Raw genomic sequence first — 12,575 nt, 5'->3', positions numbered from 1 at the left:
GTTGTTGCCAAACTTTACGTACACCATATCGACCTGAACTTTCTTTCCAAATTCGTTTAATTTGTTCAGCATGATGCAAATCATGTAGATCTCGCTTTGCTCGATGTTCTGGGTTTTCAGCAATATCAGAAAAAATATGCCAAAAATAATGGAGAGACCTTTAAAACCATATGTAGAAATAGTTCCATTGATTAAGTAAGGCAGATATTTTTGAATAAATATTTATGTTTATCTCAAAAAAGCATAAGCAATACTTAGTGTTAGATAAGTAACGAATAAAGTAGTTTATAATATTTAATTTTTTTATTTAGGATTACCAAATACATATAGTTCTAAAAAAACCCCGAACGAATCAGGGTTTTTATTTAATTCGATGAATGATTAAGCATTTTCACGAGCAATTGCGCGGTAACCAATATCTTTACGGTATTGAACACCATCAAAAGTCACTTTTTCGCATAGTTCAAGCGCTTTGGCTTGTGCTTCACCAATCGTGTTGCCTAGAGCAGTCACACAAAGTACACGACCACCAGCAGTCACAATGTCACCATTCTCAAGCGCTTTTGTACCTGCATGGAATACTTTTGCATCAGCCATTTCTGTGTCTAAACCAGAAATCACATCACCATTGCTAGAAGTTTCTGGGTAGCCTTTAGATGCAAGTACGATACCTACAGTCTTGCGCTCATCCCATTCAGCTTCCGCAGGTAAGTTACCAGCGATACCAGCTTCAACCAAATCAACTAAAGATGATTTTAAACGCATCATAATTGGTTGAGTTTCAGGGTCGCCAAAACGACAGTTGAACTCGATCACTTTTGGTTGACCTTGTTCGTCAATCATTAAGCCTGCGTATAAGAAACCTGTATAAACATGACCGTCTTTTTTCATACCTTCAACGGTAGGACGCATCACTTCATTCATGGTTTTTTCAAATACGTCAGCAGTCACAACAGGCGCAGGAGAGTAAGCACCCATACCGCCAGTGTTTGGACCTTGGTCACCTTCAAAGATACGTTTGTGATCTTGAGACGTTGCCATTGGCAAAATGTTGTCGCCATCAATCATACAAATGAAAGACGCTTCTTCACCCGCAAGGAATTCTTCGATCACTACACGTGAGCCAGCATCACCAAATTTGTTGCCAGCCAGCATGTCATCAATCGCATCAAATGCTTCTTGATTGGTCATCGCAACGATTACGCCTTTACCTGCTGCAAGACCGTCAGCCTTGATTACAATCGGCGCACCATTTTTTTCTACAAATGCTTTAGCCGCATCTACTTCTGTGAATACATCATAGAAAGCAGTTGGAATGTTGTGGCGTTTTAAGAAGTGTTTGGCAAATGCTTTAGAGCCTTCAAGCTGCGCTGCAAATTGAGTTGGACCCCAAATTTTTACACCTGCTTCACGGCAAGCATCCACCACACCATTTACAAGTGGTGCTTCAGGGCCAACCACGATTAAATCAACGGCATTGTTTTTTGCAAAGTCGATAATTGCAGCATTGTCTAAAATGTTAAGTGCAACATTTTCGCATTTATTTTCAGTTGCAGAACCCGCATTACCCGGTGCTACAAATACTTTTGCGACTTTGTCATCTTGTGCGATTTTCCATGCTAATGCATGTTCACGACCGCCATTACCCAAAACTAAAATATTCATCGGTTCATACTCCATGAATCGAAAATGACATAAAGTCCTCAGCCTAAAAATAGGAGAGGACTTTATGCAAGATTAGAAATCTGTTTTAAACCACATGTATGACTTTGTCATTACATTCTAAGCACTGTGCTTAGTGGCGGAAGTGACGCATGCCAGTGAAGACCATTGCAATACCAGCTTCATCAGCTGCAGCAATTGTTTCGTCATCACGCATAGAACCACCCGGTTGGATAATGCATTTGATGCCCGCTTTTGCAGCGTTATCAATGCCATCACGGAATGGGAAGAATGCGTCAGATGCCATTACCGCACCTTCAACCACTAAACCAGCATGTTCAGCTTTAATTGCAGCAATACGAGCAGAGTTAACGCGGCTCATTTGACCTGCGCCAACACCAATGGTTTGACGACCTTTTGCATAAACAATAGCGTTAGACTTAACGTATTTCGCAACTTTCCAAGCAAAGATTAAGTCATCAATTTCTGCTTCAGTTGGCGCACGTTTAGTCACAACTTTAAGGTCATCTTTCGTGATCATGCCTAAGTCTTGATCTTGAACCAGTAAGCCACCGTTTACACGTTTGTAGTCAAGTTGCGCTTTACGTTCTGTAATTGCAGGAAGCTCACCGCATACGAGTACACGTACGTTTTTCTTCGCGCCAGTTACTTCAAGCACGCCTTCGGCAACGCTAGGAGCAATGATCACTTCAACGAACTGACGGTCTACAATGGCTTGCGCAGTAGCAACGTCTAATTCGCGGTTAAATGCAATGATGCCACCGAATGCAGATTCAGGATCTGTTGCGTATGCAAGGTCATAAGCAGCTTGGATGCCGTCTAAAGATACTGCTACGCCACATGGGTTTGCGTGTTTAACGATTACACAAGCAGGTTTAGCGAATGATTTAACACATTCAAGTGCTGCGTCAGTGTCTGCGATGTTGTTATAAGAGAGTTCTTTACCTTGAAGCTGTTTCGCAGTAGAAACAGAGGCCTCAGTTGCTGTGTCTTCTACATAGAATGCAGCAGATTGATGCGGGTTTTCACCATAACGAAGATCTTGGACTTTATTTAATTGCGTATTGAATGTACGTGAAAATTTGTCAGCTTGACCTTCTTCCTTACCTACGCGAGCGCCTAAGTAAGAAGCGATCATACCGTCGTATTGAGCAGTATGTTCAAATGCTTTAACCGCAAGGTCAAAACGAGTTGCATGTGAAAGTGAACCTTCAGCTTTAAGCTCAGCAACGACAGTTGCATAGTCAGCAGCATTTACCACGATACCAACAGAAGCATGGTTTTTCGCAGCAGCACGAACCATAGTCGGACCACCGATATCGATGTTTTCAATCGCATCAGCAAGTGAACAGTTTGGTTTTGCAACAGTTGCAGCAAACGGATAAAGGTTAACAACTACAAGATCGATTGCATCGATGTTGTGTTCAGCCATCACAGCTTCGTCTAGACCGCGACGAGCTAAGATACCACCATGAATTTTCGGATGTAGCGTTTTTACACGGCCGTCCATCATCTCTGGGAAACCTGTGTGCTCTGAAACTTCAACTACGGCAACATTATTGTCTTTCAACAATTTGTATGTTCCGCCAGTAGATAAAATTTCTACCCCTAGAGCAGCAAGTTCTTGTGCAAATTCAACAATTCCAGTCTTGTCAGACACAGAGATTAAAGCGCGTTTAATAGTCATGATCTTCGTCACAGTTTTCAAGGAACAGATTAAAACAAAATTAGCAAAATGCAGGTTAAAAAAAATGCCTGCGGAAGCCGCAAGCATTTTATCATTTATTCACTCATTAAACCGTGAGCTTTCAACTTTTTACGTAAAGTACCACGGTTTAAGCCGAGAATCTCAGCAGCACGGGTTTGATTACCACGTGTATATTCAAGAACTACAGATAGAAGAGGCTTCTCCATTTCCGCCAGCACCATATCGTATACCTGAGATGGTTGCTCGCCTTGCAATTGTGCAAAGTAATGGCGAACTGCGCGATCTACGTGAATACGAAGAGCGACATCAGATTGTGCAGTAAAAATAGGAGATTTGCTATTCATGCGAATTAATCCGAAAAATCAAATATCACTTGGGTAAAGTGATTTGTTAAAAGTGGTCTATAAACTTGAATGAACTCCGTTTTAGTTCCTAATGCGGAGTTCTAAAACTTGTACATTACTTGTAGCTTGACACAACTCGCAAAATTGTTCGAAAAATAAGCGTAACAATAGATTAATAATTGTTACAGCCTAAAAAACAAACAAAAAATCTACTCAATACGCAATAAATATTAAAGCGCACGGTTGGGATTGTATTTGTTGTGAAAAATTAGCGAGGAGTTTGCAGCACAAAGCTTTCGTGGCGCGTATCATACCATTGTCTAGGAAAAAGTGAGCAAGAAAACTGCATTTTTTTTATGTTTTTTTTACTTTTTTAATAGTTTTTTTCAATATTAGGGGCGAATCAACTCAATTGAATAATTATCGAAGCTTTTGCGTGCAATTGGTAGGCTAAATTGGAATTTAAAAGGACTACTTTTTGGGATCCGTTGGATGCCATGCAGACTTTCGTCCAAATACTCTTCAGGTAAAAGCGTATAGTTTGCTATTTCAGTACCATTTTCTTTTAGTGAAATTTTCATATTGGGTAAGGCAAGGCTACGGTCATGAAAATTGATCATTTCACCAGTAAAACGTGTTTCATTATTTCCAATGCTACGAATTTTGACTTTTTTGGTACTAATTAAACTGTAGTGTTCTTCGAGACGTGAACAATTAAAGACATCACACACTGCTGTGAATGCAGCACCCATTACTGGGCTGTTTTTTAAATATTGAGGATTGAACCAGAAAAACTGGAATATAAGTGCACCAAATAAGAAGGCATTAATACAGAACCACATAAAATAGTTCAGTGGGGTACGTTTTTTATCCTTTTCAGCCTGTTCTGCCCAATTTACAGCAGGAAGGTTGCCGATCGGTTCGGTGCTGAAATAATTTAAGTTATTTAAATAAGTTTTTAGATCGATATTAGAGTTTTCGACTTTTTGATCAAATAGTTTTAATAAATGGTGGGTTGGTGTTTCTTCAACAGTCACTGGTGTAAGCGTATTATTAAATTCGCTGACATTAATAATAGTATTGGAGTTTTTTTGAGGTGCATTTTCTTGCTCAGGGGTAGAAAAAGACAACGCTTTATCTACCACCAAATGAGACAGTGAATTAAAAGATGTAGAGCACTTTGGGCAACAAACCATGCCCTGAGCGACAGTAAGCTGCGGAACAGTTACTTTATATGTTGTAAAACAAGTTGGGCAGTTAGTTAATTTGTCGCTCATAAGTACACATTTTAAATTTTAATACTGTTGGCGTTTACCCGAAATTCGGCACCATGTTTCGTCACGTTTTTCTACGTCTAATATATCAAAAAATTCAGAATAAACACTAGAAACATCAGAAACTTGCTCTTCAATTACACCTGCAAGTGCGAACTCGCCCTCAGATTTAATTAAAGTTGAGAATTCTGCAGCCAAGGCCATTAGAGGGCCTGCAAGAATATTAGCAACAAACACATCGGCTTTTTGTCCAGCGAGCTCTTGGTTGAACTCTTCAGGTAGGCCTACATACAGATTTTCCAGTACACCATTCAATTCTGCATTTTGTTGTGTTGCTAAAACGGCTTGTGGGTCAATATCAGTGGCATAAACTTTTTTGGCACCCAAAAGTAAAGCGGCAACACCTAAAATACCAGAACCACAACCGTAGTCGATTACGATTTTATCCTTAAGATCAACTTTACCTAACCATTGTAGGCATAAGAATGTTGATGCATGGTTACCAGTACCAAATGCCAGACCTGGGTCTAGTTTGATGTTTACGGCGTCTGCTTCTGGTGCTTCCATCCATTCTGGTACGATCCAGTATTTTTCACCAATTTTAATAGGCTCGTAAGCATCCATCCATGTGCGTTCCCATTCTTGGTCTTCAATGAATTCGCTACGCATTAGTGCTTCAGGAAGTTGAGCTTTAATAAATGTTTTTAATGCAGCAACATCAATTTCTTCATCATCTTCTTGTGCATAGATACCAGTAACGATCACTTTATTCCAAAGTGGTGTTTCACCTGGAAGTGGTTCAAGTAAATCCTGATTTTCTGCATCATCTAGCGTGACACTGACTGCACCTAAAGAACTGAGCAGCGTTTCAGTGTAATCAACTTGAGCTTTTTCAACAGTAATATGAATTTGTAACCACTTCACGGACATAACCTAAATGAGTTTTATAAAAAGCTATTGTAACGGAACTCGGCAACTTGCAGCTAGCGATTATCAAAATTGACAAAAAATAAAAGGATGCACGTAGCATCCTTTTAATTTTTCAATGACTTAACTTTTAATTGTTTCGGTTGTAGTTGTCGAGATTGGTGCAAAACGCGTAATTAGGAAACCAAATACAGCGGCAAAGATGTACATAAAGATTGAATATACTGCCGCAGGCATTGCAACTGCAGAACTGGCCATCACTGTTAAGGCGATGGTCATGGCCAACGTGCTGTTATGAATCCCGATTTCAAATGCACAAGCACGTGCCTGAGCACTATTGATGCCGAACAGTCTTGGAACAAAATAACCGATACATAAGCTGAAAATACAGAATAGAACCGTAGCTAAGCCAACTTGGGTTAGATAAGCCGCAATATTATGTCGTTCAGAGTAAATAGCACCGATAATAATTAAGATGAGAAAGACCACAGCAAAGATGCGGAGTGGTTTATGCAGTTTCTCAGTCAGTTTAGGTGCATAGTGACGAAGCAGCATGCCTATACAGACGGGGATGATAATGATGCCGAAAACTTGGAGGATTTTTCCAAACTGCAGACTGATTTGTTGCCCTTCTTGCATGAAGTGCATGATCGAAAAATTCACGATCAATGGAAGGGTTAATGCTGCAATGACAGAGTTGATGGCGGTCAGGGTAATATTTAAAGCCAAGTCACCTTTAAATAGATAGCTAAATAAGTTAGCTGTGCTACCACCAGGTGAGGCTGCGAGTAGCATCAAGCCGACAGCAAGCAGTGGTGGTAATGCTAACAGTTTACATAGTAGAAAGGCGATACCGACAAGCAACACGAGTTGGCAAAATAATGCGATCAACACGGCTTTAGGATGTTTGGTGACACGTGCGAAATCTTTGGGGGTAAGTTCTAGCCCAAGCCCGATCATAATAAAGGCCAGTGCTAATGGCAAAAGAACCGTAATAATTCCAAAATCCATCGTATTTATTCTCCTTGAGCATATTTAATGGTTTTTCACCAAAGTCCTTATGGTGATTGCGTTAGAAAAAATAGTTTAGGTTTTCACTTGTTGAATCAAGTGACTGCCACGGCGCGTCAAAATAAAACCAAATAAGGTCGCCAATAAATACATAAAAATAGAATAAACACCGGCAGGTATCGCCACTGTGGTGTTTTCAAGCACACTCAGTGCGATGGTTAGGGCGATACTGGTGTTATGAATACCAATCTCAAAGGTACACGCACGAGCCTGTTTTTCAGGCACACCCGAGAGGAATGGAATTAAGTAACCCAAAAATAGTCCACTGAAACAGAGTAAACAGGTTGCAATGCCGACGCTGGCAAAATACGTAATAATGTTGGATTGTTCGCGCAAAACTGCGAGTGTAAAGATAAGAATTAATAAAAAAATAGATAACATTCGCATCGGTTTGTTGATGTGATATGCAATGGTCGGAAAGGAGTTACGAATAAACATACCGAAACATACCGGTATCAAAATAATCAGAAATACATGGGTGATCTTATCGATAGGCATGCCAATACTGGTACTTTCACCAACAAAATGCAAAATGGAAAGGTTGACAATAAAAGGCAATGTAAAGCACGAAACAACTGAGTTAATGGCCGTTAAGCTAATATTTAATGCAACATCACCTTTATATAGGTAGCTATAAAGGTTTGCTGTGGGGCCACCGGGTGAAGCCGCAAGCAACATGAGCCCGACCGCGAGTAAAGGGGGTAACTCAAGCAACTTACACAGGAAAAACGCAATGCTGGTCAGTAGAATAAGCTGAGTAAATAAAGCGATGAAAATAACTTTTGGATAGCGTCCAACGCGTAAAAAGTCTTTGACTGAAAGTTCAAGTCCCAAACCCATCATCATAATGGCTAAAGCAATGGGTAGAAAAAATGCAAATAATCCCGAATCCATGGAATTTCCTGATATTTTTATCCTTATAGTGTTTTTGAGTTTATCTCAGTTTGATAAATAAGCAATAAATAAAAGCGAGTAAAAACTGATGTTTTACCCGCTTTATTTTTGATCTGTTAATTGGTCGATATTTTTATCGACAACTGTTTATTTAGGACGAGGAGGAGTGAACCCTAAAGCACATTTTCCTTTAATTTCTTGTCCATTAATCGTTGCAGTAGTGGCTTTTGCATCTGCACTACATGTGCTTAATAATTCGGCTTCTTCGCCATGCAGATTTGCATTTTTGGAAGAACTAAAAAATTGTGGTTCGCAAGTACCATTCCAGATAATACCGCGATAGGCAAATGAAACTTGAGCGCCTTGGCTTTTACCTTTACAGACTTGTTGATATCGCTGTGCATCATACACTTTCTCAACTTTATCATTGGCTGAGGCAGCAAGTGGTGATAAACATAAACCGCATAAAACCGTGGATAGCAAAATATTCTTATTCATGCTTATAGTCCTTATGATTCTCATGGGATCTATAACAGAATAAAAAATCATCAGAATAAAACAACTATCTTCGAGTAACATTTGCTTGAGAAATGTATATTTTTATGTGGAATTTGCAAAGTATGTATGTTCATAAAGAAATATATAGGCATAAAACGGTAGTCAATAACAATAAAATCGAGTTAATCAGTCAACTTATCGGTGAATTTTTGCTATAATCTTCCGTCATTCTTTTTTAATCTCCTTACCACTATGCATTATCCTAAAGTTTACGATGTCATTGTTATCGGCGGCGGTCACGCGGGTACTGAGGCAGCTCTTGCTGCGGCACGTATGGGTCGACAGACTTTACTCTTAACTCATAATATTGAGACTTTAGGGCAGATGAGCTGTAACCCAGCCATTGGTGGTATTGGTAAATCACATTTAGTACGTGAAATTGATGCGCTTGGCGGTGCTATGGCATTGGCTGCCGACAAAGGTGGTATTCAATTCCGTATTTTAAACTCACGTAAAGGTGCGGCTGTTCGTGCGACTCGCGCACAGGCTGACCGTATTCGTTATAAAGCTGCGATTCGTGAAACCCTCGAAAATCAAGCTAACTTGGATATTTTCCAACAAGCAGCTGATGACCTTATTGTTGAAGGCGATACCGTTAAAGGTGTAGTCACCCAAATGGGTATTCGCTTTGATGCGAAAACTGTTGTATTGACTACAGGTACATTCTTGGGTGGCGTGATCCACGTAGGTCTAAATAATGCTTCAGGCGGTCGTGCGGGCGATCCTCCTTCAATTTCATTGGCTGCGCGCCTTCGTGAATTGAACTTACCTGTAGGTCGTTTAAAAACTGGTACACCACCACGTATCGATGCACGATCAGTTGATTTCTCTGTGATGACGCCACAGCCAGGTGATTTCCCATCTCCAACTATGTCGTTCATGGGTGATGCGTCGATGCATCCTGAGCAAATCAATTGCTATATCACACATACCAATGAAAAAACTCACGATATCATTCGTGGCGGCTTAGACCGTTCACCAATGTATACCGGTGTGATTGAAGGTGTGGGTCCACGTTACTGCCCATCGATTGAAGATAAAATTCATAAATTTGCCGATAAAGATTCGCATCAAGTGTTCTTGGAACCTGAAGGTCTGGACACACATGAGCTTTATCCAAACGGTATTTCGACTTCTTTACCATTCGACGTTCAGTTTGAATTGGTTCGTTCGATTCGTGGTATGGAAAATGCGCACATATTGCGTCCGGGTTATGCAATTGAGTACGATTATTTCAACCCACAATCATTGAAATTCTCTTTAGAAACCAAATCGATTAATAACCTGTATTTTGCAGGTCAAATTAACGGTACAACAGGTTATGAAGAAGCAGGTGCGCAAGGTTTGCTTGCAGGCTTAAACGCAGCACGTCGTGCATGGGATCAAGAGCAATGGACACCAAAACGTGATGAAGCGTACATGGGCGTGTTGGTTGATGACTTGATTACTCTCGGTACTAAAGAACCGTACCGTATGTTCACTTCGCGTGCGGAATACCGTTTGATGCTTCGTGAAGACAATGCGGATCAGCGTTTAACAGCAATTGGCCGTGAAATGGGTCTGGTAGGTGATGCGCGTTGGGATTCGTTCTGCCAAAAAATGGAAGCTGTAGAAACGGAGAAAGGTCGTTTACAACACCTTTGGGCAGCGCCAAACAATCCACTAGGCAAAAAATTCGTTGAAATGACTGGCGATGACCTGTCAAAAGAAACCAATGCAATTGATTTGCTCAAACGTCCAAATATCAACTTTGCGCAAATTGCTGAATTGACGGGTTCTGAAGTTTCAGCATTTGTTGGAGAGCAAATTGAAATTGCAGTGAAATATGCGGGTTATATTAACCGTCAGCAAGAAGACGTTGCGCAAATGAAGCGTTTGGAAGATACACGTATTCCAGCTGATTTTGATTACGATGTCGTTTCTGGTCTTTCACGTGAAATTACCATGAAGCTGAAGAATGTATTGCCTGAAACATTGGCACAAGCAAGTCGTATTCCAGGTGTAACACCTGCAGCTGTTCAATTGGTGATGATTACGATTCGTAAGAATAACCAAGCGAAAAAATCTGCATAAGATTTTGAGTTAAATAAAAAACCCGCTCAGTTGCGGGTTTTTTTATTGCCAATAAATTATTGGCTGTAGGTATTTGATCGGATTAAATGAATATTTTGATCATCATTAGTTTTAGCTATGGTTTGATTATTAAAATCTTTCATAAAATTAAGTGATTGATAATGAATTATAAATACAAAAAATAAGATCTAAAAACTATTGATATACAAAGTTTTAGGTCTTAATGGTGGGCTTTTGGTCGTGTGAATTCCGACCTTTGTAGTGGTATTTATTCTACCCAATAAAGCCGAAACTTCAGGGCATGGCGTACAAGTGGGTTTACGCTACATGAATGGAGTTCGATTATGGCAAATCAACAATCGGGAAAAATGCAAAAATTTCTAACGGTATTTTTGTGTTTCTGGGTAGCATTTTTTGAAGGTTTTGACCTGCAAGCGCCCGGTATCGCAGCAAAAGGAATCGCAGCGACATTTTCCTTAGATCAAGTGCAAATGGGCTATGTATTTAGCTTAGGTGTGTTTGGTATGTTATTTGGCGCGTTCTTTGGGGGGCGTGTCGCTGACTATTTGGGACAGAAGAAAGTCCTGATGCTGTCGATTTTTATCTTCGGTGTATTTATGTCAATAACGGCAGTTGCACCAAGCATTGAAATTTTATATATCGCAAGATTCTTTACAGGTTTAGGTTTGGGTGCTGCGATGCCAACGATGATCTCGGTGGTGGGTGATGAAGCGACGGATGCTAACCGTGGGCGCTTAAATAGTTTGATGTACTGTGGCTTACCTGTAGGTGCAATCTTTGTTGCTGGCTTGGGTATTATCTTTAAAGATATCTCTTGGCATACACTATTTTTAATTGGTGGTTTAACGCCTTTAATCTTGATTCCATTCATGGCGATTATCTTAAAAGATAAGCGTACAGAAAAAGTTCAGGCAGAAACCAAGGAAACGGTTCCACCGATGGGGCAAATCCTTTTTGCTGAACAGCGTTATAAGTATACATTGCCGCTTTGGCTGAGTTTCTTCTTTACCTTAATGGTGAACTATATTCTGATCAGTTGGTTGCCTAACTTGCTTATGGAACAAGGACTGGAAAAGCAACAAGCTTTCATGATCATGTTGATGTTCCAAGTGGGCGCAGTGATTGGTACGCTGGGTTTAGGCTACTTGCTTGATCGGCTAAAATTATGGCAAATGGCAGTGATTATCTATTCAGGTTTGTTTGTAGCATTATTTGTGTTGTTTACAACAAATTCCATTCCTGTACTCATCGCAGCAGGCATCATGGGCGGAATTTTCTCTACAGGTGGTCAATCGATTTTGTATGGGATCTCTCCAATTTTCTACACACCAGCGGGGAAAGTGACAGGTGTGGGAAGTGCAATTTCATGGGGGCGTTTGGGTGCAATGACAGGTCCATTACTTACAGGCAAGATTTTGGCGCTAGGTCTAGGAACGACAGGTATTTTAATTGCAAGTGCGCCGGGTATTGCTTTGTCGGCTATCGCGGTGGCTGCATTGTCAGCCTATAAGTCATCCCTCAAGAAATAATCGAAATCAGTCATATTTAAAGGAGCTACGGCTCCTTTTTTATTGAATAAATATCTTTAGCTGAAACTAAGTTTTGTTAGAATAAATCTAATATTCATGAATAAATTTACTTCTATGTCTTATCAATTGATCGAACTTGATATTTCTCCTTCAGATAACATTCAGTGTCCACATTGTCAGCAGCAAGTGATTGATTGGTCAGAAGAGCAGTATGTACAGCCATGTGAGCATGTGTTGTTTATTGCAATGGATATTGGTTTTGAGTTTATTACCGATGAATTTGAGCAAACCATGCAGCATACAGTCGATGACTTGCATGCCAATGATGATCAATATCATATGTTTACTGAAATTACCGCCTCGAGCTTCCCTGAGTTTCTGATTTATAAGTCTGATTTAGGGGTGGAAGGTTATTCACGTTATGTCGGCTTTACGGCATAAAATATTGCTAAAAAATCTCAAAATAAAAAAGCCAGTCAAGTGAGTGGCTTTT

The 12,575-nt window shown here is 40.1% G+C and carries 11 protein-coding genes and 1 pseudogene; 3 read left to right on the top strand and 9 right to left on the bottom strand.

Annotated features, from left to right (window positions below; all coding sequences use genetic code 11):
* From FTU17_RS06455 to FTU17_RS06415, 9 genes and pseudogenes are all read right to left on the bottom strand, one after another.
* Positions 1 to 127: pseudogene (locus FTU17_RS06455) on the bottom strand (IS3 family transposase); the annotation flags it as partial.
* Between the two features lie 254 nt (positions 128 to 381).
* Positions 382 to 1,665, bottom strand: a complete 1,284-nt coding sequence (gene purD, locus FTU17_RS06450; protein WP_078193712.1) for a phosphoribosylamine--glycine ligase — start codon at positions 1,663 to 1,665, stop codon at positions 382 to 384.
* 130 nt (positions 1,666 to 1,795) lie between these two features.
* The gene (gene purH / locus FTU17_RS06445) at positions 1,796 to 3,370 is read right to left on the bottom strand and encodes a bifunctional phosphoribosylaminoimidazolecarboxamide formyltransferase/IMP cyclohydrolase (protein WP_180134948.1); all 1,575 of its coding nucleotides are present in this window, start codon (positions 3,368 to 3,370) and stop codon (positions 1,796 to 1,798) included.
* Between the two features lie 95 nt (positions 3,371 to 3,465).
* Entirely contained in the window at positions 3,466 to 3,735 is a 270-nt protein-coding gene (gene fis / locus FTU17_RS06440) for a DNA-binding transcriptional regulator Fis (RefSeq protein WP_001086304.1), read from the bottom strand.
* 392 nt (positions 3,736 to 4,127) lie between these two features.
* Positions 4,128 to 5,012: a DUF3426 domain-containing protein gene (locus FTU17_RS06435; RefSeq protein WP_180003876.1), complete on the bottom strand. Its 885-nt coding sequence runs from the start codon at positions 5,010 to 5,012 to the stop codon at positions 4,128 to 4,130.
* Positions 5,013 to 5,030: 18 nt separating this feature from the next.
* Positions 5,031 to 5,933: a 50S ribosomal protein L11 methyltransferase gene (prmA, locus tag FTU17_RS06430; RefSeq protein WP_168377617.1), complete on the bottom strand. Its 903-nt coding sequence runs from the start codon at positions 5,931 to 5,933 to the stop codon at positions 5,031 to 5,033.
* A 126-nt stretch (positions 5,934 to 6,059) separates the two neighbouring features.
* Positions 6,060 to 6,947, bottom strand: a complete 888-nt coding sequence (locus FTU17_RS06425; RefSeq protein ID WP_180134947.1) for a bile acid:sodium symporter family protein — start codon at positions 6,945 to 6,947, stop codon at positions 6,060 to 6,062.
* A 75-nt stretch (positions 6,948 to 7,022) separates the two neighbouring features.
* On the bottom strand, positions 7,023 to 7,901 hold the full coding sequence (locus FTU17_RS06420; protein ID WP_180003878.1) for a bile acid:sodium symporter family protein: 879 nt from the start codon (positions 7,899 to 7,901) through the stop codon (positions 7,023 to 7,025).
* Positions 7,902 to 8,048: 147 nt separating this feature from the next.
* Positions 8,049 to 8,399, bottom strand: coding sequence for a hypothetical protein (locus tag FTU17_RS06415; protein ID WP_078188731.1), 351 nt, complete (start codon positions 8,397 to 8,399; stop codon positions 8,049 to 8,051).
* 252 nt (positions 8,400 to 8,651) lie between these two features.
* Here FTU17_RS06415 and mnmG point away from each other — a divergent pair, with 252 nt between their 5' ends.
* The 3 genes from mnmG to FTU17_RS06400 all read left to right on the top strand — a co-directional run bounded on the left by mnmG (position 8,652) and on the right by FTU17_RS06400 (position 12,523).
* Positions 8,652 to 10,532, top strand: coding sequence for a tRNA uridine-5-carboxymethylaminomethyl(34) synthesis enzyme MnmG (gene mnmG, locus FTU17_RS06410; protein WP_180134946.1), 1,881 nt, complete (start codon positions 8,652 to 8,654; stop codon positions 10,530 to 10,532).
* A gap of 344 nt (positions 10,533 to 10,876) precedes the next feature.
* Positions 10,877 to 12,082, top strand: coding sequence for a 3-(3-hydroxy-phenyl)propionate transporter MhpT (gene mhpT, locus FTU17_RS06405; protein WP_168377614.1), 1,206 nt, complete (start codon positions 10,877 to 10,879; stop codon positions 12,080 to 12,082).
* A gap of 114 nt (positions 12,083 to 12,196) precedes the next feature.
* Positions 12,197 to 12,523 carry a hypothetical protein gene (locus tag FTU17_RS06400; protein WP_078193710.1) on the top strand — a complete coding sequence of 109 codons (327 nt, stop codon included), beginning with the start codon at positions 12,197 to 12,199 and terminating at the stop codon, positions 12,521 to 12,523.
* Positions 12,524 to 12,575: the final 52 nt, after the last annotated feature.

This window comes from Acinetobacter sp. YH12070 (assembly GCF_013419625.1).
GTDB classification, from domain to species: domain Bacteria; phylum Pseudomonadota; class Gammaproteobacteria; order Pseudomonadales; family Moraxellaceae; genus Acinetobacter; species Acinetobacter amyesii.
Note: the sequence above shows the minus strand (reverse complement) of the source record. Positions and strands in the feature narration are given on the sequence as shown.